The 22,651-nt window shown below is 66.6% G+C and carries 23 protein-coding genes; 14 read left to right on the top strand and 9 right to left on the bottom strand.

What is annotated here, in order from left to right; all coding sequences use genetic code 11:
* Nucleotides 1-28: 28 nt before the first annotated feature.
* The 6 genes from N5C88_RS15045 to N5C88_RS15020 all read left to right on the top strand — a co-directional run bounded on the left by N5C88_RS15045 (nt 29) and on the right by N5C88_RS15020 (nt 7,616).
* The gene (locus N5C88_RS15045) at nt 29-1,021 is read left to right on the top strand and encodes a 2-dehydropantoate 2-reductase (protein WP_280015640.1); all 993 of its coding nucleotides are present in this window, start codon (nt 29-31) and stop codon (nt 1,019-1,021) included.
* A 33-nt stretch (nt 1,022-1,054) separates the two neighbouring features.
* Complete coding sequence (locus N5C88_RS15040) at nt 1,055-2,020, top strand: tripartite tricarboxylate transporter substrate binding protein (RefSeq protein WP_118931549.1); 966 nt, start codon at nt 1,055-1,057, stop codon at nt 2,018-2,020.
* Nucleotides 2,021-2,064: 44 nt separating this feature from the next.
* On the top strand, nt 2,065-4,062 hold the full coding sequence (locus N5C88_RS15035) for an NAD(P)/FAD-dependent oxidoreductase (RefSeq protein ID WP_280015639.1): 1,998 nt from the start codon (nt 2,065-2,067) through the stop codon (nt 4,060-4,062).
* Nucleotides 4,063-4,923, top strand: a complete 861-nt coding sequence (locus N5C88_RS15030; protein WP_280015638.1) for a patatin-like phospholipase family protein — start codon at nt 4,063-4,065, stop codon at nt 4,921-4,923.
* 156 nt (nt 4,924-5,079) lie between these two features.
* Nucleotides 5,080-6,279 (top strand): benzoate/H(+) symporter BenE family transporter, encoded by a 1,200-nt coding sequence (locus tag N5C88_RS15025; RefSeq protein WP_280015637.1) that lies wholly within the window; start codon nt 5,080-5,082, stop codon nt 6,277-6,279.
* 71 nt (nt 6,280-6,350) lie between these two features.
* Nucleotides 6,351-7,616 carry a serine hydroxymethyltransferase gene (locus tag N5C88_RS15020; RefSeq protein WP_280015671.1) on the top strand — a complete coding sequence of 422 codons (1,266 nt, stop codon included), beginning with the start codon at nt 6,351-6,353 and terminating at the stop codon, nt 7,614-7,616.
* Nucleotides 7,617-7,622: 6 nt separating this feature from the next.
* Here the strand turns inward: N5C88_RS15020 and N5C88_RS15015 are convergent, their stop codons facing one another.
* Nucleotides 7,623-9,116 (bottom strand): PLP-dependent aminotransferase family protein, encoded by a 1,494-nt coding sequence (locus tag N5C88_RS15015; protein WP_251878993.1) that lies wholly within the window; start codon nt 9,114-9,116, stop codon nt 7,623-7,625.
* A 131-nt stretch (nt 9,117-9,247) separates the two neighbouring features.
* On the opposite strand from N5C88_RS15015, the gene serC reads away from it, so the two are divergent.
* Nucleotides 9,248-10,330, top strand: a complete 1,083-nt coding sequence (gene serC, locus N5C88_RS15010; RefSeq protein ID WP_280015636.1) for a 3-phosphoserine/phosphohydroxythreonine transaminase — start codon at nt 9,248-9,250, stop codon at nt 10,328-10,330.
* Between the two features lie 41 nt (nt 10,331-10,371).
* A complete protein-coding gene (locus N5C88_RS15005; RefSeq protein ID WP_280015635.1) occupies nt 10,372-11,277 on the top strand; it encodes a LysR family transcriptional regulator in 906 nt (301 codons plus the stop codon).
* 12 nt (nt 11,278-11,289) lie between these two features.
* Here N5C88_RS15005 and N5C88_RS15000 read toward each other — a convergent pair whose 3' ends face one another.
* Both N5C88_RS15000 and N5C88_RS14995 read right to left on the bottom strand, forming a co-directional pair.
* Nucleotides 11,290-12,252 (bottom strand): tripartite tricarboxylate transporter substrate binding protein, encoded by a 963-nt coding sequence (locus N5C88_RS15000; protein WP_280015634.1) that lies wholly within the window; start codon nt 12,250-12,252, stop codon nt 11,290-11,292.
* Complete coding sequence (locus N5C88_RS14995; RefSeq protein ID WP_059373849.1) at nt 12,249-13,130, bottom strand: dihydrodipicolinate synthase family protein; 882 nt, start codon at nt 13,128-13,130, stop codon at nt 12,249-12,251. Before N5C88_RS14995 ends, N5C88_RS15000 begins: the two co-directional genes overlap by 4 nt.
* Nucleotides 13,131-13,303: 173 nt before the next feature.
* Here N5C88_RS14995 and N5C88_RS14990 point away from each other — a divergent pair, with 173 nt between their 5' ends.
* From N5C88_RS14990 to N5C88_RS14975, 4 genes are all read left to right on the top strand, one after another.
* Nucleotides 13,304-13,750 (top strand): cupin domain-containing protein, encoded by a 447-nt coding sequence (locus N5C88_RS14990; RefSeq protein ID WP_059373850.1) that lies wholly within the window; start codon nt 13,304-13,306, stop codon nt 13,748-13,750.
* Between the two features lie 105 nt (nt 13,751-13,855).
* Nucleotides 13,856-14,833, top strand: a complete 978-nt coding sequence (locus tag N5C88_RS14985; RefSeq protein WP_280015633.1) for a tripartite tricarboxylate transporter substrate binding protein — start codon at nt 13,856-13,858, stop codon at nt 14,831-14,833.
* A 45-nt stretch (nt 14,834-14,878) separates the two neighbouring features.
* Nucleotides 14,879-15,622, top strand: a complete 744-nt coding sequence (locus N5C88_RS14980; protein WP_251878986.1) for a GntR family transcriptional regulator — start codon at nt 14,879-14,881, stop codon at nt 15,620-15,622.
* A 144-nt stretch (nt 15,623-15,766) separates the two neighbouring features.
* Entirely contained in the window at nt 15,767-16,444 is a 678-nt protein-coding gene (locus N5C88_RS14975; protein ID WP_280015632.1) for a GntR family transcriptional regulator, read from the top strand.
* On the opposite strand, the gene N5C88_RS14970 is transcribed toward N5C88_RS14975, so the two are convergent.
* The 6 genes from N5C88_RS14970 to N5C88_RS14945 form a co-directional block, all read right to left on the bottom strand.
* Complete coding sequence (locus N5C88_RS14970; protein WP_280015631.1) at nt 16,416-17,762, bottom strand: MFS transporter; 1,347 nt, start codon at nt 17,760-17,762, stop codon at nt 16,416-16,418. The genes N5C88_RS14975 and N5C88_RS14970 overlap by 29 nt on opposite strands.
* Before the next feature lie 33 nt (nt 17,763-17,795).
* Nucleotides 17,796-18,281, bottom strand: coding sequence for a cupin domain-containing protein (locus tag N5C88_RS14965; RefSeq protein ID WP_280015630.1), 486 nt, complete (start codon nt 18,279-18,281; stop codon nt 17,796-17,798).
* Between the two features lie 261 nt (nt 18,282-18,542).
* Nucleotides 18,543-19,238 carry a glutamine amidotransferase gene (locus tag N5C88_RS14960; protein WP_280015629.1) on the bottom strand — a complete coding sequence of 232 codons (696 nt, stop codon included), beginning with the start codon at nt 19,236-19,238 and terminating at the stop codon, nt 18,543-18,545.
* An 11-nt stretch (nt 19,239-19,249) separates the two neighbouring features.
* Entirely contained in the window at nt 19,250-19,522 is a 273-nt protein-coding gene (locus N5C88_RS14955; RefSeq protein ID WP_054452121.1) for a hypothetical protein, read from the bottom strand.
* Nucleotides 19,523-19,527: 5 nt separating this feature from the next.
* Nucleotides 19,528-20,370, bottom strand: a complete 843-nt coding sequence (locus N5C88_RS14950) for a YggS family pyridoxal phosphate-dependent enzyme (RefSeq protein WP_280015628.1) — start codon at nt 20,368-20,370, stop codon at nt 19,528-19,530.
* A gap of 107 nt (nt 20,371-20,477) precedes the next feature.
* Nucleotides 20,478-21,344: an AraC family transcriptional regulator gene (locus N5C88_RS14945; RefSeq protein WP_059373857.1), complete on the bottom strand. Its 867-nt coding sequence runs from the start codon at nt 21,342-21,344 to the stop codon at nt 20,478-20,480.
* Nucleotides 21,345-21,466: 122 nt separating this feature from the next.
* On the opposite strand from N5C88_RS14945, the gene N5C88_RS14940 reads away from it, so the two are divergent.
* On the top strand, nt 21,467-22,012 hold the full coding sequence (locus tag N5C88_RS14940; RefSeq protein ID WP_059373858.1) for a carboxymuconolactone decarboxylase family protein: 546 nt from the start codon (nt 21,467-21,469) through the stop codon (nt 22,010-22,012).
* Between the two features lie 61 nt (nt 22,013-22,073).
* Complete coding sequence (locus tag N5C88_RS14935) at nt 22,074-22,646, top strand: redoxin domain-containing protein (protein WP_280015627.1); 573 nt, start codon at nt 22,074-22,076, stop codon at nt 22,644-22,646.
* Nucleotides 22,647-22,651 lie beyond the last annotated feature (5 nt).

The following is a 22,651-nucleotide window of genomic DNA, read 5'->3' as shown; positions in this document are numbered from 1 at the left end:
CCTGGCGGCCACTTTTCGTAGAGTAGAAATGGAAGATGCTCATCAATGCCGCGTCGCGGTATATGGTGCGGGCGCGATCGGCTGTCTGCTCGCCGCGCGCCTGGCCCAGGCTGGCTGCGAGGTGACCATGATCGCCCGCGGACAAACGCTGGCCGCCCTGCGGCAGCATGGCGTCGGCTTGACGGCTGACGGCGCCACGCGCCACTACCCGGTGCGCGCCACCGACGATCCGCGTCAGGTGCGCGGCGCGGACTACCTGATTCTTGCGGTCAAGCAACAGGCGCTGGACGATATCGCCGCGCACCTGGCGCCGATGCTGGCGCCGCAAGGCGCCGTGGTGCCGGCCGTAAACGGCATCCCCTGGTGGTATCTGCCCACGTTGGACAGCCCGCTGGGCAACATGCCGCTGCAAACGGTGGATGGCCGCGGTGCCCTCAGGCAAGCGCTGCCATTGGAGCGGGTGCTGGGCGCCGTGGTGTACATCGCGGCGAACGCCACCGCGCCTGGCATCGCGGCCCAGAACGCACGCAACACTCTCATACTCGGCGAACCGGACGGCTTCAGGTCTGCGCGGGCCGACCGGCTCGCCGGACTGTTGCAAGCTTCAGGCCTGCAATGCGAGGTCAGCGGCGACATCCACCAAGCCGTCTGGGTCAAGGCGATGGGCAACGCCACCTTTAACCCCTTGAGCGTGCTGGCCCACGCCACCATGGAGGCCATGGTTCGCGATCCCCATCTCGGCAAACTGGCGCGCGCCATGCTGGGCGAGTACCTGGCGCTGGGCCAGGCGCTCGGGCTTGCGCTGCCGGTGACGGTCGAGCAACGCATGCAGGCAGCCGCCACCGCGGGCGCCGCCCAGACCTCGATGTTGCAGGACGCGCTGCAAAACAAGCCGTTGGAAATCGACGCCATTGTCGGCGCCATGATCGAGATCGCAGCAAAGCTGAACCTGGACATGCCCCACGCCAACACGGTCTGGGGATTGATCCGGCACCGGAACCTCAGCGCAGGCGCCATCTGAACACCCCACCTAGAAAACCACAGGAGACAATCCATGAAATGGCTATCGCATTGCCTGGCCGCAACCCTGATCTGCACGGGCGCAGCCGCCCACGCCCAGGACTATCCCAACAAGCCCATCAACATCGTGGTGCCCTTCACGCCGGGCGGCGTCACCGACGTGATGACCCGGCAGGTCGCGGCCAAGCTGCAGGCAGATCTGGGCCAACCGGTGGTAGTGGTCAACAAGCCCGGCGCCGGCACCATGATCGCCTCGGCCTATGTGGCCAAGGCGCCGGCCGACGGCTATACGCTGCTGATGGCGGCATCGTCCCTGGGCATCGCTCCCAGCCTGTACAAGAACACCGCGAACTATGACCCGGTCAAGGATTTCCAGCCCGTTTCGCTAATCGCCAGCGTGCCTCACGTGCTGGTGACGGGCAAGCAGGTGCAGGCGTCCAGCGTGAAGGAATTGATCGCCACGCTCAAGAAAGACGGCAAGTCGGCGACCTTCGCCTCTTCCGGCAACGGCACGTCCAACCACCTGGAGGGCGAGCTGTTTGCCGCGCTGACCGGCCTGAAGATGACCCACATCCCCTACAAGGGCAGCGTTCCGGCGCTGACCTCCTTGGCAGGCGGTGAAGTCGACATGCTGTTCGTGGACATCGCGGCCGCGCAGCCCTTTCTCGACAGCGGCAAGGTACGGCCGCTCGCCGTCACCACCAAGACGCGGTCCTCGGTGCTGCCCGACCTGCCCACGGTCGAGGAATCCGGCCTGCCCGGCTACGACGCCATGCCCTGGCTGGGGATCGTGGCCCCGGCCGGCACGCCGCCCGCGGTCGTCGCGAGGCTGCAAGCATCCCTGCAGAAGATGAAGGCGGCGCCCGACGTGCAAGAGCAGTTCAAGAAAATGGGCCTGGACGCCCTGTTCACCAAGCCGGGCGATTTCGGCGCCTTCATCGTCAGCGACAGCGCCAAATGGGCCGAGTTGATCAAGAAGTCCGGCGCAACCGCCGAGTAGGCCGACACCCCCAACCCCCACGCCATTCCAGGAAGGACCCTTACATGCATCGCGATACTCCGGCCCCGGCAAAACCGCTCGGCAACGACGTGTGGGAGGCCACGCTCAAGCGCGCGCTGGCCAGCGCCAACATCCCCACCTTGCTCATGGTGCTGGTGCACCTGACGGGCGACACGCAGTGGCTGTCCGAACGCTACCAGTGTTCGCGCATCCGTGGCCTCGAAGACAACGACCCCGGCGGGCTGCCGCAAGCCGTGCAGGAGGAAATCCGTGAAGCCGCGTACTCGGCCATCCTGCGCAGCCGCAGCGGCCACCCGCCCAGACTGCCCGCCCCCACGCACGAACAGCTGGTCGCGATGCTGCGCACCAGCATCGGGGAAATCGTTCCCGACTCGTACGGCCCCATGATCGCCGCCTGGCTGGGACTGGATCCGGACTTCGCGCTGGAGCAACGCAATGCGTTCCGGGTGCCGCGAGGCTATCGGGTCCTGGTCATCGGCGCCGGCGTGGCCGGCCTGTGCGCCGCGATCCGCCTGCAAGGCGCGGGCATTCCTTATGTCGTGATCGAGAAGAACGCCGAAGTCGGCGGCACCTGGTACGAGAACCGCTACCCCGGCGCGGGCGTGGACACCCCCAACCACATCTACTCGTACTCGTTCGCCAAGCACGACTGGTCGCGCTACTTCGCCCTGCAAGGCGAGATCCAGGGCTATTTCGAAAGCGTCGCCGACCAGCATGGCGTGCGCTCCAACATCCGCTTCAACACGCGCGTGGAGTCCGCCCGCTACGACGAAGCCGCACTGTGTTGGAACGTACGCACGGTCGGGCAGGACGGCCAGGTCCAGGACTATGTGGCGGACATCGTCATCAGCGCGGTCGGTCTGTTGAACGTACCCAAGCTGCCCCCCATACCCGGCCTGGAGAGTTTCAAGGGCCCCTGCTTCCATACGGCGAACTGGCCGGAAGGCCTGGACCTGCGCGGCAAGAACGTGGGCATCATCGGCAACGGCGCCAGCTCCATGCAGGTCGTGCCCGCCATCGCCGACCAGGTCCGCTCCCTGACCGTGTTCCAGCGCTCCAAGCAATGGGCCGCGCCGTTCGAGAAATTCCAGAAGCCCGTGCCAGAGGACGTCCGCTTCCTGCTGCGCGAGGTACCGTATTACCAGGAGTGGTATCGCCAACGCCTGGCCTGGATCTTCAACGACCGGGTCCACGCGACGCTGCAAATCGATCCGCAATGGCCGCACCCCGAGCGCGCCATCAATGAGATCAACGACAAGCACCGCGAACACTTCACCAGCTACATCAAGGCGGAACTCGGCGAACGCCAGGATCTGCTGCCCGACGTTCTGCCCGACTACCCGCCCTTCGGCAAACGCATGCTGATGGACAACGGCTGGTTCCGAACCATGGCGCGGGACCATGTCGAGTTGGTCACTGGCGGCATCGCGCGGGTCACGGAAAACGCAGTGGTGAGCGACAACGGCCAGGCGCACGAACTGGACGTGCTGGTGGTCGCCACCGGTTTCGACGCGATCAATCTGCTGTCCTCGTTCAAGCTCTATGGCCGCGGCGGACGCTCGATCCGCGAGGCCTGGGACGAAAAGGGAGCCGAGGCCTTCATGGGAGTCGCGGCGCCCGGCTTTCCCAACCTGTTCATCCTGGCCGGTCCCAACACCGCGCTGGGCCATGGCGGCAGCGTCGTCGCCCTGCTGGAGACCCAGGTGCGCTATGTCATGGGCCTATTGCAGCAAGGACTGGACAAGGCCGGCGGACGCTTCGAGATTGAAGTCCGCAGGGACAGGCACGACGCCTATAACGCCCGCGTCCAGGCCGCCCACGACCGCATGATCTGGACCCACAAAGGCATGAGCAACTGGTATCGCAACGCGCATGGCAAGGTGGTGGCGCCCACCCCGTTCCGCAACGACGACTACTGGCACATGCTGCGCAAGACGGACATGGGCGACTACCACTACCGCCCGGCGTCTCGCGTGAATGAAGCCGAGCCGTCCGCATCCGACCGCGTCGAGATTGCCTGAATGCCCCAAGCGCAGAAGAAGCGTTGCCTGGTGCTGGGCTGCGGCGGCGTGACAGGGCTGGCCTGGGAGATCGGCATTCTGGCGGGCTTGGCGCGCCACGACGTCGACCTCTGCTGCGCGGACTTGTTCATCGGTTGCTCCGCCGGTTCCGTCGCCGGCGCGCAACTGGCGCTGGGCGTCCCGCCCATGCAGCTGCTGGCGACGCAGCTGTGCGGGACAGGCGCCGAACAATACCGTCCGTACTCGCAACAGGCGGCTGACGACAAGAACCGCGAGCTGTACGGCAAAGTGGGCGCTGACCTGGGGCAGGCGCGCCGGCGCATCGGCGCCTATGCGCGGCGCTCCGCCACGCCCACACTGGCAGAACGCCGCGCCATCATCGCCTCCCGTCTGGGCGCAAGCAACTGGCCCTCCCGTCCATTGCTGGTGGTCGCGGTCGACACGGCCACCGGCGAAGGGCGCAGTTTCAGCGCCGCCGACCAGGTCGATTTCATCGATGCCATCGCCGCCAGCTGCGCCGTGCCGGGCGCCTGGCCAGCCGTGCCCATCGGCGGCGCGACCTACATGGACGGCGGCATCCGTTCCATGACCAATGCCGATATGGCGGCCGGCTACCAGCAGGTCGTGGTGCTGGCGCCGCTGGGTTATCGGGAAGGAAATCCTGTCAGCGGCCATCTGCGGCGCGAACTGCAGACCCTGTGCGAGGCCGGCAGCCTGGTCCACGCCGTGCTGCCCGACGCGGCCAGCGTACAGGCCATCGGCGACAACGTGCTGGACCCTGCGCGGCGCGCCGACGCCGCCGAGGCCGGGCTGCGCCAGGCATCGGCGATCGCGCAAGCCCTGCGGCAAGCCTGGCGCTGATCCTGTCCCGCATTCCGCGCAGCGCTGTTCCCGTCAGAAAGCGGTCTGCTCACTTTCCTGAATGTGGCAGGTATCGACATACCGCCAGCACCCTAGACTCCCCGTTCAAGCCCGGCCGCCACGCGGCCTGGCCCCACCACGAACGCGGAGTGAACCATGAACGCATCACCGGCTGGCCTTAGACCCGCCGATTTCTTTTCCCCCACCGTCGCAGCCCTGATCTCGGTGCTGGTGAACTACGGTGGCACCTTCGTGCTGGTGTTCCAGGCGGCGGAGCTGGCCAGGCTGACGCCGGCCCAGACCGCGTCCTGGGTGTGGGCGGTTTCCATCGGCGTCGGCATCACCGGCGCGCTGCTGAGCTGGCGCTACAAGGCGCCCGTCATCACGGCCTGGTCCACGCCCGGCGTGGCGTTCCTGGCGACCGTGATGCCGTTCACGCCCTACGGCGAGGTCATCGGCGCCTACATCCTGTCGGCGCTGGGCTTCATCGTGCTCGGCCTGTCCGGCGCATTCGAGAAGCTGGTGCGCATGATTCCGGGCGGCATCGCCGCCGGCATGCTGGCCGGCATCCTGCTGCAATTCGGCGTCAATGCCTTCGGCGGGGCCAGCGCCGATCCGCTGCTGGTGATCGTGCTGGTCATCTCCTACGCCCTGCTCAAGCGCTACACCTCGCGCTTCGCGGTGGTCGGCATCCTGGTCATCGGCCTGGGGCTGCTCATCGCGCAAGGCCGCATCGACTTCTCGGCGGTCCACCTCAGTCTGGCCGCGCCGGTATTCGAGATGCCGCGGTTCTCGCTGCAGGCGCTGCTGGGCGTCGCCTTGCCGCTTTTCATCATCACGCTGACAGGGCAATACATGCCCGGCATGCTGGTGTTGCGCAACGACGGCTACCAGACCAGCGCGAATCCCATCCTCACCGTGACGGGCCTGGGCTCGCTCATCATGGCGCCCTTCGGCGCGCACGCCTTCAACGTCGCGGCGATCACCGCCGCGATCTGCACCGGCCGGGATGCGCATCCGGATCCGGCCAAGCGTTACCTCGCGGGCCTGGCCTGCGGCGTGTTCTACATCCTGGTGGGCACCTTCGGTGTCACGCTGGCGACCTTGTTCATGGTGCTGCCCAAGGCGTTCATCACCACGCTGGCCGGCCTTGCCCTGCTGGGCGCGATCGGCGGCAGCCTGGCCAATGCCATGGCCGACGCCCGCACCCGCGAAACCGCGCTCATCACCTTTCTGGCCACTGCCGCCAACGTCACGCTGCTGGGCGTGGGCGGCGCGTTCTGGGGCCTGGTCGCCGGCCTGACCGCGCACCTGCTGATCCATGGGGGCCAGCGAGCGCTGGCCGCCAATTCTTGACCTCCCGTCGCCACTTGCCAATCGAAACAGGAACCACCGTGACGAACACCGATCTTCCCGACAGCCTCGCGCTGCCTAGTGTCAACGCCCAGCCCCTGGCGCAGGCCGATCCCGGCATCTGGGGCGCCATCGACGCCGAACGGCGCCGGCAGAGACACTCGATAGAACTCATCGCCTCCGAGAACTTCGTCAGCCGTGCGGTGCTGGAAGTCCAGGGCTCCGTGCTGACGAACAAGTACGCCGAAGGCTACCCCGGCCGCCGCTATTACGGCGGCTGCGTCAACGCCGACGTGGCCGAGGAAATCGCAATCGAGCGCGCCACGCGTCTGTTCGGCGCGCGCTACGCCAACGTACAGCCCCACTCCGGCAGCCAAGCCAACCAGGCGGTCTACCTGGCGCTGCTGGCGCCCGGCGACAAGATCCTGGGCCTGGACCTGAAGGCGGGCGGACACCTGACCCATGGCTCCAAGGTCAACATGTCGGGACGCTGGCTGCAGGCGCTGAGCTACAGCGTCGATCCCGCCACGCACCGGGTGGACATGGACGAGGTCGAGCGCATCGCGCGCCAGGAAAGACCCAAGCTCATCATCGCCGGCGGCTCGGCCTACTCGCGCACGCTGGACTTCGCACGCTTTCGCGCCATTGCCGATGAGGTGGGCGCGATCTTCATGGCGGACATGGCCCATTTCGCCGGCCTGGCCGCGGCCGGGGCATATCCCTCGCCGGTGCCGCATGCGCACGTCACGACCACCACCACCCACAAGACCTTGCGCGGTCCGCGCGGCGGCATGATCCTGACCAACGACAGCGAGCTCGCCCGCAAGATCGATGCGGCCGTATTCCCGGGCCTGCAGGGCGGTCCGCTGATGCACATCATCGCCGCCAAGGCCGTGGCCCTGGGTGAAGCGCTGCAGCCCGCCTTCCGCACCTACGCCCACGCCGTGGTCGAGAATGCGCGCGTTCTGTGCCGCCGGCTGGCCGAAGGCGGCCTGTCCATCGTGTCTGGCGGCACGGACTGCCATCTGGGCGTGGTCGATCTGCGGCCCTGGGGGTTGGCCGGCAATACGGCGGAGCAAGCGCTGGAACAGGTTGGCATCACCTTGAACAAGAACGCCGTCCCCAACGATGCCGCCAAGCCTGCCGTCACCTCCGGCATACGCGTGGGCAGCGCCGCCTGCACGTCGCGCGGCATGGGGCCCGCCGAATTCCAGGAAATCGGCGACATGATCCTGGCCTTGCTGGGCGGCGTGCGCGCCGGGGCCGTCGACACCCGCACGGAAAGCGCCATCCGCGAAGGCGTGGCCGGGCTGGCCATGCGCTTCCCGCTGCCGTACTGAAGCGCCCTAGCGCTTCAACGCATTCGACAGCCGCAGCACCGCGGCTTCGATCTCGTAGGCCGTCAGCGAGGCATAGCCCAGCAGCCAGCCCTGCTGCTTGTGATCGCCCGCATAGAGCCGGCTCAGTCCGGGCAGCCGCAGGCCTGCGGCCTCGGCCTGGCGGATGGTCTGTTCCTCGGACCATCCGCGCTCGAGCAGGCATGGGATCTGCAACCCTCCGGGAGGCCTGTAGGCCTGCACGACGCCGCCGAGCTGCTTGCCCAGCGACTCCAGCAACACCTGCCGTCGTCCCGCGTACAGTTTTCGCATGGCTCGCACGTGCGAGTTGTAATGGCCGTCGTCCATGAAGCGCGCCAGCGTCAGCTGCAGGATCTGCGGCGTATGCCCGTCCATGATGCTGCGCGCTCGGGCAAAGGCATCGACCAGGCCGGGCGGCAGCGCCATGTATCCCATCCTGAGGCCCGGATACAGCGTCTTGCTGAACGTGCCCAGGTAGAGGGTGCGCTGGTGCATGTCCAGCCCCTGCACGCAGGCTGTAGGCAGGCCGTCGTAGTGGAATTCGCTGTCGTAGTCGTCCTCGATGATCCACTTGCCGTGTTCCGCCGCCCAGCCGATCAGATCCAGCCTGCGCTCAAGCGACAACGTCACGCCGGTGGGGTATTGGTGCGACGGCGTCACGTACACGCAGTTGGCGCCGCTGCGGTCCGCGCGCAGCAGGTCCATGCGTATGCCCTGCGCGTCGACGTCAATGGGCACGATGCGCGTTTCCGCGGATTCGAAGGCCTTGCGGGCGCCAAAGTAGCCGGGGTTTTCCATCAGGATGGGCTTGCCGGCGTCCGCCAGCAATTGCGCGCACAGGAACAGGGCCTGGCGGGTGCTGCTCAACACCAGCACCTGCTCGGGCAAGACCTTGGCCCCGCGCTCCAGGTTCAGGTAGGCGGCGATGGCGCGGCGCAAGGGCTCGGCGCCCTGCGGGTCGCCATGCAGTAGCACATGGCTGCGGTAGTCCTTCAGGACCTGGCGCTGCAGCCGTTCCCAGACGTCGGTGGGAAAGGTGCGGGTTTCCGGCAGGCCCGTGGCGAACGCCTTGATGACCTGCTGGTCCGCCACACCGCCGCTGTCCAGGATCATGCGCCCGCGCCGGCTCAGCCCCGCCCCTGCCGGTAGCGCGCCCAGCTTGCCATCCAACTTCGCACGCCTGCGCGCGGCGCCGCGCAGTTCGGTGCTCACGGTCTGCGACACGTAGCTGCCCGAGCCCTCGCGCCGCACGATGTAGCCGTCGCGATGCAACTGCACATAGGCGTTCTCCACAGTATCGCGCGCGACACCCAGCGATTTGGCCAATCCGCGGGTCGCGGGCAGCCTGAGGCCCGGCTCCAGCGCGCCGTCCAGGATCAGGGCGCGCAGCGCCCGCTGAATCCTCTGATGCAGCTCCAGGCGCTGGAGCTCTGCATCGTTCATGCGCATCTTCAGCGTATCCAGCTCGAAGGTCTTAGGCATGCGGTCTGCTCACAAGAAGAAAACTGGCCTGTCCGGGCCGGCCATTCTATCCGTAGACTCACCCCTTCGCCACGGCAACCGCGGGCGCAACCATGCAGGAGCCCGCGCCAGGCGCGGCAGGATCGGGAAACATGGCAAGGTCATACAACTTCAGCGCAGGTCCGGCGGCGCTGCCGCTGGAAGTGCTGCAGGAAGCGCACGAAGAGTTCTTCGATTTCGCGGGCACCGGCATGTCGGTGATGGAAATCAGCCACCGCTCGCGCGTGTTCATCGATATCGCGCGCCAGGCGGAATTGGACCTGCGGGCCATCCTGCAGATCCCCGACCGCTACAAGGTGCTGTTCCTGCAAGGCGGCGCTTCGCTGCAGTTCTCGCAGGTGCCGATGAACCTGCTGCGCGGCAAGGCGTCGGCGGACTATCTGCACACTGGACTCTGGTCCGGCAAGGCCATCGAGGCGGCGCGGCGCTACTGCAAGGTTCGCGTCGCGGCCAGCAGCGAGGCATCGGACTTCGACCGCATCCCCGCGCCCGGCGAATGGCGGCTTGACGCCGACGCGGCCTATCTGCACTACACGGAGAACGAGACGGTGCATGGCGTGCAGTTCCAGGCCGCGCCGGACGCATCCGTCCCGCTGGTGTGCGATGCCTGCTCCAGCCTGCTGTCCAAGCCGATTGACGTGTCCCGGCATGGTCTCATCTACGCCGCCGCACAGAAAAACATGGGGCCGGCGGGCGTCACGGTCGTGGTGGTGGACGAAGCCTTGCTGGACGGCGCGCTGCCCATTACGCCCGATGTGTTGAACTATGCGCACGCCGCGCGGGCGGACTCGATGCTCAACACGCCCGCCACCTTCTCCTGGTATCTGACCGGGCTGACGCTGCGTTGGATCCGCCGGACCGGCGGCATGGAACGCATCCATCAGGCCAACCAGGCCAAGGCCGGGCTGCTGTACCGCGCCATCGACGCCAGCGGCGGCTTCTACCTCAACAAGGTCCGGCCGGAATTCCGGTCCATCAACAACGTGCCGTTTTTCCTGGCCGATTCCGCCCTGGAGCCCCTGTTTCTGCGCCAGGCCGAGAGCGCCGGGCTGATGGGGTTGAAGGGACACTCCCACACCGGCGGCGTCCGAGCCAGTCTCTACAACGCGGTCGACCTGCCGGCGGCGGCCGCGCTGGCCGATTTCATGACGGACTTCCAGCGCACGCGAGGCTGAAGCCGGCGCGGCAGCCCTAAAAAAGACACGGGAAGACTGGCATGGATTTCAGGCAGCTCAGGCAGTTCGTGGTTCTGGCCACGGAATTGAACTATCGCAAGGCGGCCGCCCGGCTGCACATGACCCAGCCTCCGCTCAGCGTCGCCATCAAGCGGCTCGAAACCGAGATCGGCGCGGACCTCTTCGAGCGGGACCGCCTGGGCGTGCGCCTCACCGTCGCTGGCGGCGCCTTTCTGCGCGAAGCGAAGCGCCTGCTGGAAGGCGCCGACGCCGCACTGCAGGCCGCACGCGATGCGGCCGAAGGACGCATGGGTACGCTGCGGGTATGCGCGGTGCCCAGCGCCGCGTTGAACCTGCTGCCGCGCATCCTGCCCGAATTCGCACAGCGCTTTCCGCACATACGCCTGCGACTGACCAGCGGCAGCACCGTCGGCATCCTGGCGGGACTGCAGCGCGGCGAGCTGGACGCGGCATTCCTGGTGCCGCCCGCGTCCGGGGTGCCGGGCATCGCAATCACGGCCTTGCGGCGGGAGAGGCTGACGCTGGCCGTGCCTGCCGGCCATCGGATGGCGGGCCTGAATAGCGCCAGGCTCTCGGACCTGGCGGACGAAACGCTGGTGACCCTGGCGCACTCCGACAGCCCGGGATTCGCAGGAGAGATCGTCGCGGCCTGCCAGCGTGCGGGACTCCATCCCCGAGTTCTGCAAGAATCGTCCCACGCCCTCATCAGCCTGCCGCTCATCGCCGCGGGCCTGGGCGTCGCCATCGTCCCGGCGGCGCTGCGCCGGATCGCCATCGACAACGTGGCTTATGTGGACCTCATGGACGTGGCCGGCGCGCCCTTGACCTACGCCATGGCGCTGGCGGCGCCCGCCGAGTCCATGAATCCGGCGGTCCGCTGGTTCATCGACTTGGCCCACGAGGTGCTGGGTACGCAATCTGCCTGAGGCCCCCGTGGCTTACTGCGCCGGTCGCGAAAGAATGCCCGCCCACTTTTTCTGTTCGGCCACGACCCGCTGCTCGAACGCCGCCTGCGATCCATCCACGGGTTCGCTGCCGCGCGCGTAGATCTTGTCCTGCACAGACGGGCTTTTTGCCACCGCGGCGATGGCCGTGTTCAGGCGCGCAACCACATCGGCCGGCGTGCCTTTGGGAACGGCAATGCCCGACAGCGACCCGCCTTCCACGTCCTTGCCCAGCACCTCCTTGACCGTAGGAATGTCAGGCAGGTTGGCCAGGCGTCGCGACGAAGTCACCGCGTAGGGCCGAATCTGCTTGGCCTCGACGAATCCCACCGCGGTGACGGCGGAAACGGCCGTCAGATCCGTGTTGCGGCTCATCACCGCCGTCATGGACTCCGATCCGCTCTTGTAAGGCACATGCAGCATCCTCACGCCGGTCGCCTGTTGCAGCAGCTCCAGGACTTGATAGTTGTCGGAACCTTCACCCGCCGTGGAGAACGCGATCTTGTCGGCCTGGATCGACGCGGCCTTGATGATTTCCGGCAGCGACGCATACGGGCTGTCCGCGCCCACGGCCAGCACCGTGGGCGTATTGGCCAGCATGGCGACGTAGGTGAAGTCCTGTTTCGGATCGTAGGGCAGCTTCTTGTAGATCAGCGGATTGACCGCGACCATGCCGTTGGTGATCACCAGCAGCGTGTAGCCGTCGGCGGGCGACTTCGCCACCGCGCCCGCGGCGATGGAACCGCCCGCGCCGCCGCGGTTCTCCACCACCACCGGCTGGCCCAGTTCGCGCGTCAGCCCCTCGGCGAAGACCCGCGCCGTGGCGTCGGTCACGCCGCCCGCGCCGAACGGCACGATCAGGCGTATGGGCTGGTCGGGATATGGCCCCGCCCATGCCGCAGCCGGAAGCATTACACCCAACACAGCCGCCATGCAGCGGCGCAATCCCTTGTTCATCGCGTTATCTCCATTTTTTTGAGGATTTCAAGAAGCCGTCGTTCCAGGTCCGGGGCCAGCGGCGCCAGCGGCGCGCGCAGATGACCGCTGTCCAGGCCGCGCAAGCGCAGGCCTGCGGCCACCGTCCGCGGCAGGCCGTGGTCCATGAGAAAGTTCAAGAGATCGATCTGGCGGCCGAACCATTCGTCCGCGCCGCGCGCGTCGCCGGCCATGGCGCAGCGATACAGGTTCAGGGCGAATGACGCGCTGACGTTGGCCGACGCCGTGCACCAGCCCGCCGCCCCCTCCGCGAACCCGGTCCGCGCCATGCAATTCAGGCCGATGTACACCGCTGTCCGGTCCGGGCAGGCCGCGCGCAGCCGCGCGATCTTGGTCGGATCCGGACTGCTTTCCTTGATCATGGTGACGTTGGGCAGCTCGGCCAGCCGGGCCAGGAACTCCACGGGCAGGTCCATGCCCGTGGTGAACGGATTGTTGTAGACCATCACCGGTGTGGAGACCGATACGCAGACCTCGCGGTAGTAGGCGTGGATTTCGTCCTGGGTCAGCTTCCAGTAGGTGCTGGGCAATAGCTGCAAGGCTGCGGCGCCCGCGCGTTCGGCGTAGCGCGCGTGGCGCACCGTGCTGGCGGTACTCAGGCTGGACACGCCCGCGAGCACGGGCAGCCGCCCGCGCGCCGCCTGGATGACGGTGTCGATGACGGCCTCGCGCTCGCCGTCGTCCAGGTAAGGCAGGCAGCCGACGCTGCCCAGCGGCGCCAGCGCATGCACGCCCTCGCCGATCAGGCGCTCTACGTGCGCTTCCAAGAGCGCGTGGTCCACCCGCCCGCGTTCATCGCAAGGCGTCAGCAGGTAGCCGATGATTCCCTTCAAGTGCATCGCTCGTTCTCCATGTCGGCTTGCAGTCTAGGGAGGCCGCCCCGGCCGGTCCAATACCTATTTCCAGGGCGCCTGATAGCTCCCGCCCGCGCTGCCGCGCGGGCGAATCTTGTATCCAGTAATTCCCGCGCAAGGCCGATAGACTTTCCCGGCCACTCACCAAGGAGCAAGCCATGAGCAGCAATGACGTTCTCGACCACGCGCAGACCCACCACATGCCGGAGTACCGCAGGCCGGAGGACATGGAATGGGAAATGGGCCGGTTCAAGAACAAGACGAAGTTCCTCTTCCACACGCGGGCAGAACGCCCCACCGAACCCAACGCGGGATTTCTGCGCTATGAACCGGGCGCGGGCTTCCGTCTGCACAAGCATGACTTCGCCCAGGTCTGGTACGTGATCGAAGGGGAATTCAACATGGGCGGAAAGATGTACGGCCCCGGCACCGTGGTGTTCCATCCGGACCCGCACATCGAGGAGGCCCTCAGCACCGAGACGGGCGGCACCTTGTTCTTCGTCCAGTATCAGGGTCCCACGACCGGCGGCCGGCCGGTGTACGAAGGCCGCATGAACATCAAGGGCGAGCCGCCCGCGATCACCGCGCAGGATCTGGAGCACTGATACGCGGTTCCCCGGGCGGCAGCCAGGACTGGCAGCCGCCCACGGCAGGACTGTCAAGACCGGCCCGCCCACCAAGAAATAGAACATTCCAAGGAGACAACCCTCATGCACGCACGATTTCTGCGCGCCAGCCTCGCGTCGTTGACGTTTTCGCTTGCCGCTCAGGCTCAGGCCCAGGCCCAGGCAGTAGTCGACTGGCCCGAGCGCCCCATCACGCTGGTCGTGCCGTTCGGCGCCGGCGGCATCACCGACCTCACTGCCCGCACCGTGGCCAAACAGCTGCAGGCCGAGCTCGGCAAGCCGGTAGTCGTGGAGAACAAGCCCGGCGCCGGCGGCAACATCGCCGCCGACATCGTGGCCCGGGCCAAGCCCGACGGCTACACGTTGATGGTGATCACCAACGGCATGGTCGCGGTCAATCCGCTCATCCACAAGCAGCTGAACTACGACGCGCTCAAGGATTTTGCCTACGTCTCCATGATCGCCAATACACCGCTGGCCCTGGTCGTGCCCCAAAGCTCGCCGATCCAGGACCTGCCGGCGCTGGTGGCGCGGGCCCGCAGCCGGCCGGATGCCGTCTCCTTCGCCAGCGCCGGACAAGGCACCTCGATACACCAGGTATTCGCCCTGATGCAGCAGCAGACCGGCGCCACGCTCATGCACGTGCCCTACAAGAGCGGCGCGGAAGCCGCCACCGCCCTGCTTTCGGGGGTGGTGGACGTGACGGCGGTCGAGACCGTGGTGGTCGGGCCGTTCATCCAGTCCGGAAGGATGCGCGCGCTGGGCGTGACCTCGGCACAACGGGTGTCGAACCTGGCTGACGTGCCCGCGGCCCGCGAAGCCCTGGGCGGCGATTTCGATGTAGGCTCGATATCCGGACTGGTAGCCCCCGCCGCCACGCCGCAGAGCATCCTCGACAAGCTGGAACAGGCGATGCAGGCGGTGGCGCAAAGCGAGGGCATGGCGCAGCTCCATGCGCAAGGCAGCCAGCCCATGCCTGCGGGATCGCAGGTCTTTCTGGAGCGCATGCGCCAGGAACAGCAGAAGTGGCGCCTGGTATTCTCCGCGGAGCCCGGGAAGTAGCCCGCGGAGAATAGCCGCAGCCGTCAAGAACAGGGGAGTCGGGCCATGGATCGCATATATCCCGCCGCGGAAGAACTGGTGCAGCATCTGGTGGAGTCGATCTCCGCGAAGATCTTCAATGGCGCCTACGCGCCTGGGCAGAAGCTGCGGCAGGAGACCCTGGCCGAAGAATACGACGTCAGCCGCACGCCGGTGCGCGAAGCGTTCCGGCAGCTGGAGACCAAGGGCCTGATCGTACAGCAGCCGCGTTACGGCGCCACGGTGGTGGCGCCGACCCTCAAGGACATAGGCGCGAATTACTGGCTGCGTGGCGAACTGGAGGGCATGGCGGCCGAGCTGGCGGCGCGCTGGATATCCGACGCCGATCTGCAAAGACTGCAGGGCGCGCACGCCGAATGCGCCGAGGCGGTCGCCGCGCTGTATGCCGAGGTCAACGCCGGCGGCGCGGCCGCGCCGCGCCAGGCCGCCGCGCCCATGCGGCATTGGGTGGTCAAGAACCAGGAGTTCCATGCCCTGATCTTCCGCGCCGCCGGCAATCCGTCGCTGGAGCGCATCATCAAGGACCTGCACACGGACTACACCAAGAACATCCTCAACATGACCGTGCTGGGCATGTACGAGACCCGCATGAAGAAGAACGTCGAACATCATGCCACCATCGTCGAGGCGCTGACAGCGCGCGACACCGCAGCGTCGCGCGCAGCCATGCGCACGCATATCCATGAGTCCGGCGAGTTCGTGGTGGACTGGCTGCAAAAGCGTCCCGCAGGCCGCAAGCCGCCACGGTAGCTGCGCCCTCGATTCGGCCGAAAGCCACGTGCTACCATGCCGGCGGAAGGGCGCAACGCAGACGCCAGGGACACGGATCAGCCTGGCCACCCGCAAGCCGTGGAGCGCCTGCCGACCCGCACAGGAAGCGACACGGATTCGAGCATGAGCGAGACCAGGAACACGTCTAGATCCTCGATCGAGATTTCGGAAGAAATTCTGCGGCGGATCAGGAACGGGCAATACCTGCCCGGCGATGCCTTGAGCCAGTACGAGCTGGCGACCGAGTTCGAAACCAGCCGCACCCCCATCCGCGAAGCCTTGCGGTTTCTCGAAGCGCGGCGCGCCATCACGCTGACCAGTACCGGCCGCGCCGTGGTCACCGTGCCATCCATCCGCGCCATCCGCGAAGCCTTCCAGATCCGCGCCGAACTCGAAGGGCTGGCCGCGCAACTGGCGGTGGACTGGATCGACGACCATGACCTGGAACTGCTGGCGCAGCACCAAAAGCACTACGCCGATGCCCTGCGTTCGCGCGTGCGCAGCGAAAGCGGTTCCGACTGGCTGAAGTTCAACGCCAAATTCCACAGCCTGATCACCCAGGCCAGCCACAACGAACGTCTGCACGAGCTGGTCGCCGAGTTGCAGGGCAGCATCGTTTCCAACGTGCTGGGGTTCGCCTCGAGGATGCCGCCCCGCCTGATGGAAGAGAACATCAAGCAGCACGAGGACATCATCGCGGCGCTGACCCTGCGCAATGGCCCCGCCGCTCGCGAAGCGATGGCCACGCACATATCCCGGACGACCGAACTCGTCATCGAATGGATGGAGTCGCGGCGCTAGCCAGCTTTGCGCCGCTCGCGCCTTGCGGCTTCCCATAGGGACGCATCAACACGCCGCACGCCGCCGCGACCAATCCCAGTCCCGCCAGATACAGCACGATGAACCGCGGCGATCCTCCGCCCAGGGACAGCAGGTACGTCGCCACCAACGGCGCGGTGCCGCCGCCTATCGCCCCGCCTATCTGCACGGCCAGCGAGATGCCGGTATAGCGGACGTCCGGCGGGAACATGCTGGAAAAGAGGCTGGATTCCTGCGCATACATCGCGGCGTATACCAAGCCGAACGCCACCAGCATCGCGATGTTCGTGTGATAGGCCGTCTTCTCATCCAGCAGCGAGAAGAACGTCGCGCTGAACAGCGAGATTCCCAGCGCGCCGGCGATGAATATCGCCCGCTTGCTGATCCTGTCGCCCAGCAGCCCGAACAGCGGGATGGTGAACAAGGCCCCGACCGCTCCCCAAATGACACCCGTCAAGATGGTTTCACGCGGCAGTCCCAGCGTACCCACGGCATAGGTCAATGAGAACGTCGCCAGCGTATAGAACCAGGTCTTTTCGGAGATGCAGGCCACCAGCGCGGTCAACACGGGAACCTTGTGCTCTCGGAGCACCGTCTTCAAGGGCAGCGCGTCCTGTTTCGGCTGGGCCTGCGCCTGCTTGAATTCCGGCGATTCGCTGACCTTGGCCCGGATGTACCAACCGACCAGCAGCAGGAACACGCTTGCAAGGAATGGCAGCCGCCAGCCCCAGCTCAACATGTCCGCCTCCGGCAACCTGGAGACCGCGCCCATCGCCAGCGACGAGAGAATCAGGCCGGGCGCGACCCCGACCTGCGGCAGGCTGCCGAACAGGCCCTTCTTGCCTTCGGGCGCATGCTCCACCGCCATCAGCACGGCTCCGCCCCACTCGCCGCCCACCGCCAGGCCTTGCAGGAAACGGAAGAAGACCAGGGCCACCGCTCCCCAGTAGCCGATCGTCTCATAGCTGGGCGTAAGTCCGATCAGGATGGTGGGCACGCCCATCAGCATCAGGCTGATCATCAGCATCGACTTGCGGCCGACGCGGTCGCCGAAATGCCCGAAGACGATGCCGCCCAGCGGGCGCGCAATGAAACCGACGGCATAGGTGCCAAAGGCCGCCAGCGTCCCGCTGATGGGATCGATCGCGGGAAAGTAGATCTTGTTGAAAATCAGCGCAGCCGCAATGCCGTAAAGAAAGAAGTCATACCACTCGATGGTGGTCCCGATCATGCTGGACAGTCCCGCGGTCACGTAGTGCTTCTTCGAGCGCGAGGACGGCTGTTGTGAGATGGCGTTCATCCCGGTCTCCCTTATTTTTTTTTTTGCGCCCGACTACACGGCGGTGGTTTCTTCCGCCAGGCTCTTGCGCTCGCTGACGTTGAAGCGGCCTTCGTAGATCGCGCCCTGGCGGGTGTGCGGGCCGACGTACTGCACGTACAGGATCGTGCCGGCCTCGATGGTTTCCAGCTTGCTTTCGAAATGGGGATCCGGATGGAAGATCATCGAACCCTTGCCGTGGAGCTTGCCTTCGATGAGGAACTTGCCGTCCAGGATGTACCAGATCTGCGCGAAGTAATGGTTGTGCAGCGGGTGTCCCGATCCCTTTTCGTAGCGCACGATGCCGGCGTTCGGAATGGTCGGATCCTCCGCCGTCGGATGGAACATCATCTTCGCGAACTGGCCTTCGTAGCGCAGGTTGGTCCACTCGAGGTCGTCCTCGTGGCGGGCGCGCATGCCCTGATGGTCCTCGGTCAGCGGACCGCCGCGGCCGCCCTCGTTGATGATCTTCTTGCCTGTGATGGTGTCGATGCTGCTCATGTGCTGTCCGTCCTGAAGAAAGAAAAGTGACAACCACAAATGGGATCCCATTTGCATAAAACGGGATCCTATTGATCGCATGCCAAAGCGGCTACTGGGTTTAACCCTTAGATTCAGCGGGAGAGATGGCGAGCGGAAGAAACGCCGAGAGCCGCAGGCCGCGGCGGGTTGGAACGGGGCGCGGTGCGGCCCTTGCGCCTATGCAAGGCTACGGTTGCGAAGCGCCCTGGCCGCCGGCAGGCGCCAGGGCATGGGACGGACTCAGAGCTGGTCCAGCCACTGCTCCATCGCCTGGCGCGCGACGTGTTCAAGCTGCGGACCATAACGCCGCGCGTCCTCGCGGATGACCGCGGGATCGATCTGGCGCAGGCTCAGTTCGCAGGCATGGCCGATCAGCCAACGCTCGATCTGCGCGGAATCCGCCTCCAGGTGGAACTGCAGGCCCAGTATCCTGGGTCCCAGCGCGAACGCCTGGTTCGGAAAACCCGGCGTTTCGGCCAGGCGCGCCGCACCTTCGGGGATGGCGAACTGGTCCCCATGCCAATGCAGCACAGGCACGGACTCGACCGCGCTCAGCACGGAATCCTGCCCTTGCGGCGTAAGCGTCAACGGCGCATAGCCGATCTCGGCGCGGCCGGTGGACACCACGTCCGCGCCCAGCGCCGCCGCCATGAGTTGCGCGCCCAGACAGATGCCCAGGGTCGGTTTGTCCTGGCGCAGACGCTGCGCGATGGCGCGCAGCTCCTGCTCCAGGAAGGGATAGCGGCCGGTTTCATAGACGCCGATGGGGCCGCCCAGGATCACGACGAGGTCAGCGTTGGCCAGGGTGGCGGCGTCAATGGCGTCGACGCCGGCCTCCAGGTATCGCACGCTATAGCCGCGATCAGCCAGGACCGGCGCCAATATGCCCAGGTCTTCAAAGGAAACATGGCGGATCGCCAAAGCGCTGAGGCTCATTCCAGGGACTCCTATTGCGGGCTCGGATGGCGGTCCAGCCCGCCCAGCAAGCCTTCGGGGGTTGAGACGAACAGGTTTTCCGACGCCAGCAGCCGTATGCCTTGCGGCGTGCTTTCCAGCAGGCGCCGTTCGCCTTCGGCAACCTGCAAGCTGAGCTGATAGCCGTCCTTGGCCGGTAGGCGCGCCGCGATGTCGCGGCTGTCGTCCAGCGCGGACGCCGCAGTGGACTCGAAATGGCCGATCAGGCGGCCGTCGCGCTTGATGATGAGTCGGTACACCGGCATGCGCGCTACTCCTGGGAGCCGGACGCGCGCGATTCCGCGCCGTTGTCGGTCGGCCAGTAGTAGGAATCGGGCGTGTTGCGCGCGCCGAAGATGGCTTGACCGACGCGGACCACCGTGGCCCCTTCCTCGATGGCGATCTCGTAATCGCCCGACATGCCCATGGACAAATCATCCAGGCCGATGCCCGCCGGCGCGTCCTGGCGCAATTGGTCGCGCAGCGTGCGCAACAGCACGAAGCACTCGCGCACGCGCGCGGCTTCGGCCGAGAACAGCGCCAGGGTCATCAGGCCGCGCACCCGCAGCCCCGAGAATGCAGGCAGTTCGCGCAGGAAGGCCGCGGTCTCGTCCGGCTGCAACCCGTACTTGCTGGCTTCGCCCGAGGTGTTGACCTGCACGAACACGTCCAGCTGGCGGCCTTCCGCTTGCAGCCGGCGGTCCAGCGCTTCGGCGACCCGCAGGCTGTCGAGCGCCTGGAACTCGGCCGCATAGCGGGCCACGAGCTTGGCCTTGTTGGTCTGCAGGTGGCCGATGACAGACCATCGCAGATCGGTCAGGTCGGCCATGGCTTCCCATTTCCTCGACACTTCCTGCAGCTTGTTCTCGCCCAGATAGCGGCAGCCGGCCTCGTAGGCCAGCCGGATGCGCGCTTCCTCCACCGTCTTGCTCACGGGCAGCAGCCGCACCGTGGCCGGATCGCGCCCGGCGCGGCGCGCGGCATCGGCGATGCGTCCGTTGACCGTGGCCAGATTGCGGCGAAAGTCCTCGACCGACTGCGCCTGCGGCCAGCGGCCATGCTGGTCATGCTGTGTCTGGGTGTCCTTGTCTTGCCCAGGGTCTTGCTCGCTCATGCCTGAACCTCGCGGAGGAACAACGGCAGGCGTTTTCCATTACGCTTATGCCGTCTGAAGTTTTGTCATAGGTCAATATTATCACGCCGGCGCGAAGCGGGCTGATGCTACGCGTTGGCGGCCAGCCACTCGCGCGGTGAAACCCCCATCCGCTGCCGGAACGCCTTGGACAGGGACGAGGCGCTGGCAAATCCCAGTTCCGCCGCCACCAGCTTGACCGCGCGGCCAGACCGCATCATGGACGCCGCTAGGCTCAGGCGCCAGTCGGTCAGGTAGGCCGCAGGCGTGGCGCCGGTAGCGTCCTTGAAGGCTGCCGCAAAGGCGCTGCGCGACATGCCCGCCATCGCCGCCATCCTGGCCAGGGACCAGTCTTCATACGGCGAGCGGTGCAACGCCACCAGCGCCCTGGCCAGACGGGGATCCGACAGGCCCATCACCAGGCCGCTGGTCACGCCCACTTCCTCCGGATGGTCGAGTATCCACCGGAGCAGCTGGATCAGGACCACCTCGAACAGGCGGTCGGCCAACAGGCGCGAGCCGCAGCGCACGTGATCCGCCTCGGCGAACAGCAGGTCCAGCGCGGGCCGCAAGCCTTCGACCGCATCCAGCGGGATCCGCACCACGGACGGCAAGGACTGGACGATGGGATTGCGTTCGCCGCCGTCGAAATCCAACGCCGCGCAGGTGAAATCGGAACCGTCCCGCGGCGGGTTCACGAACTCGTGATGCACGGCGCGCGGGTAGAACAGCAGGGTCGGCTCGGCCAGGCGCAGGCGTGGCGTGGCGGTCTCGCCCGGCCGATGCCGTACCTCCATCTCGCCCCGGCGCAGCACGTGCAGAAAGCCGCGCCCCGGCACGGCTTCGAAGGCCTGGGTGCCGCATAGCGCACCGGTGTGGAACAGCGTGGCACGCACCCGGAAACGGTCCAGCAGCGCCGACAGCCGGTCAACCTGGAGAGGAAGAGGATCGCTCATATCTTGGACGAAATGACAATTTTTCAGGATTAAAAAACACCTTGCGTCCAGGCATTCTACGTACGATTTCTCCAGCCCGTCCGAAACCGGCGGCCTTTTTTTCATTTCCAGGAGTTACCGACATGTCCCGAGTCCCTCTTATCGATGCCAGCAGCGCCAGCGCGGACCGCAAGGCCCTGCTCACGCAGATCCACGGCGCCTTTGGCGCAACGCCGAACATGTTCAAGGCCGTGGCCAATTCGCCGGCGGCGCTGCAGAGCATGTGGGGCGCCTTCGGCGCGCTGGGCGGCGGCGTCATTCCCGCCAAGCTGGGCGAACAGATCGCGGTGGCGGTAGCCGACCGCAACGCTTGCGAATACTGCCTTGCGGCCCATACGGCCCTGGGCCGCAAGGCCGGCGCCAGCGCCGAAGAAATGGCGGCCGCGCAAGGCGGCGACGCCGCCGATCCCAAGACCGCCGCGGCGCTGCGCTTTGCGCTCAAGCTGGTGGAAGCGCGCGGGCAAGTAAGCGACGGCGACGTGCAGGCCGTGCGCGCGGCAGGCTACAGCGACCAGGAGATCGTCGAGATTCTGGCGCACGTCGCGCTCAACCTGTTCACCAACTACGTCAACGTGGCGTTTGCCGTGCCGGTGGATTTCCCGGCCGTGAAACTGCGCCGCGCCGCGTAGCAGGGCAACCGCGGCCGGCGGCGCGTGATTGCTACGCCGGCCGCCTCACTGGAGTCTTCTGATGCCACGATCCGACACCCACACCGACGCACTGCCCCCGCCCTTGCAAGCGGACGAATGGCTGAATGCGGATGGTCCCATCGACCTCGCCGCCCTGCGCGGCAAGGTCGTGCTGCTGCATGCGTTCCAGATGCTATGCCCCGGGTGCCTGTCGCATGGACTGCCGCAAGCCGAACGCGTGCACCGGATGTTCCGCGGCCAGGATGTCGCGGTCATCGGCCTGCATACCGTGTTCGAACACCACGACGTCATGGGTCCGGCCGCGTTGCGGGCCTTCAATCACGAGTACCGCTGGAGCTTTCCCATCGGCATCGACCGGCCAGCGGCGACGGGCGCCATCCCAATGACCATGCAAGCCTACGGCTTGCGCGGCACGCCCAGCCTGGTCCTGTTGGACCGCCAGGGACGCGTGCGCTTGCAGCACTTTGGCAGCATCGACGACCTGGCCCTGGGCGCGGCCATCGGCAGGCTGCTGGCGGAGAATGATGCTCCTGCGGAACATGCGGCCGCATCAGATGATCCCGCCCGCGGCGAGTGCAACGCGGAAAGCTGCCCCGCGCCGCGTCCGCAATAGGCGCC

Source organism: Achromobacter sp. GD03932, from assembly GCF_029839485.1.
GTDB classification, from domain to species: Bacteria; Pseudomonadota; Gammaproteobacteria; order Burkholderiales; family Burkholderiaceae_B; genus Achromobacter; species Achromobacter bronchisepticus_A.
This window is presented reverse-complemented; position numbering and strand designations above follow the sequence as displayed.

Coding starts and splice junctions, on each gene's coding strand:
- N5C88_RS15045 (WP_280015640.1), top strand. CDS start 29: ATGGAAGATGCTCATCAATGCCGCGTCGCGGTATATGGTGCGGGCGCG.
- N5C88_RS15040 (WP_118931549.1), top strand. CDS start 1,055: ATGAAATGGCTATCGCATTGCCTGGCCGCAACCCTGATCTGCACGGGC.
- N5C88_RS15035 (WP_280015639.1), top strand. CDS start 2,065: ATGCATCGCGATACTCCGGCCCCGGCAAAACCGCTCGGCAACGACGTG.
- N5C88_RS15030 (WP_280015638.1), top strand. CDS start 4,063: ATGCCCCAAGCGCAGAAGAAGCGTTGCCTGGTGCTGGGCTGCGGCGGC.
- N5C88_RS15025 (WP_280015637.1), top strand. CDS start 5,080: ATGAACGCATCACCGGCTGGCCTTAGACCCGCCGATTTCTTTTCCCCC.
- N5C88_RS15015 (WP_251878993.1), bottom strand. CDS start 9,116: ATGCCTAAGACCTTCGAGCTGGATACGCTGAAGATGCGCATGAACGAT.
- serC (WP_280015636.1), top strand. CDS start 9,248: ATGGCAAGGTCATACAACTTCAGCGCAGGTCCGGCGGCGCTGCCGCTG.
- N5C88_RS15005 (WP_280015635.1), top strand. CDS start 10,372: ATGGATTTCAGGCAGCTCAGGCAGTTCGTGGTTCTGGCCACGGAATTG.
- N5C88_RS15000 (WP_280015634.1), bottom strand. CDS start 12,252: ATGAACAAGGGATTGCGCCGCTGCATGGCGGCTGTGTTGGGTGTAATG.
- N5C88_RS14995 (WP_059373849.1), bottom strand. CDS start 13,130: ATGCACTTGAAGGGAATCATCGGCTACCTGCTGACGCCTTGCGATGAA.
- N5C88_RS14990 (WP_059373850.1), top strand. CDS start 13,304: ATGAGCAGCAATGACGTTCTCGACCACGCGCAGACCCACCACATGCCG.
- N5C88_RS14985 (WP_280015633.1), top strand. CDS start 13,856: ATGCACGCACGATTTCTGCGCGCCAGCCTCGCGTCGTTGACGTTTTCG.
- N5C88_RS14980 (WP_251878986.1), top strand. CDS start 14,879: ATGGATCGCATATATCCCGCCGCGGAAGAACTGGTGCAGCATCTGGTG.
- N5C88_RS14975 (WP_280015632.1), top strand. CDS start 15,767: ATGAGCGAGACCAGGAACACGTCTAGATCCTCGATCGAGATTTCGGAA.
- N5C88_RS14970 (WP_280015631.1), bottom strand. CDS start 17,762: ATGAACGCCATCTCACAACAGCCGTCCTCGCGCTCGAAGAAGCACTAC.
- N5C88_RS14965 (WP_280015630.1), bottom strand. CDS start 18,281: ATGAGCAGCATCGACACCATCACAGGCAAGAAGATCATCAACGAGGGC.
- N5C88_RS14960 (WP_280015629.1), bottom strand. CDS start 19,238: ATGAGCCTCAGCGCTTTGGCGATCCGCCATGTTTCCTTTGAAGACCTG.
- N5C88_RS14955 (WP_054452121.1), bottom strand. CDS start 19,522: ATGCCGGTGTACCGACTCATCATCAAGCGCGACGGCCGCCTGATCGGC.
- N5C88_RS14950 (WP_280015628.1), bottom strand. CDS start 20,370: ATGAGCGAGCAAGACCCTGGGCAAGACAAGGACACCCAGACACAGCAT.
- N5C88_RS14945 (WP_059373857.1), bottom strand. CDS start 21,344: ATGAGCGATCCTCTTCCTCTCCAGGTTGACCGGCTGTCGGCGCTGCTG.
- N5C88_RS14940 (WP_059373858.1), top strand. CDS start 21,467: ATGTCCCGAGTCCCTCTTATCGATGCCAGCAGCGCCAGCGCGGACCGC.
- N5C88_RS14935 (WP_280015627.1), top strand. CDS start 22,074: ATGCCACGATCCGACACCCACACCGACGCACTGCCCCCGCCCTTGCAA.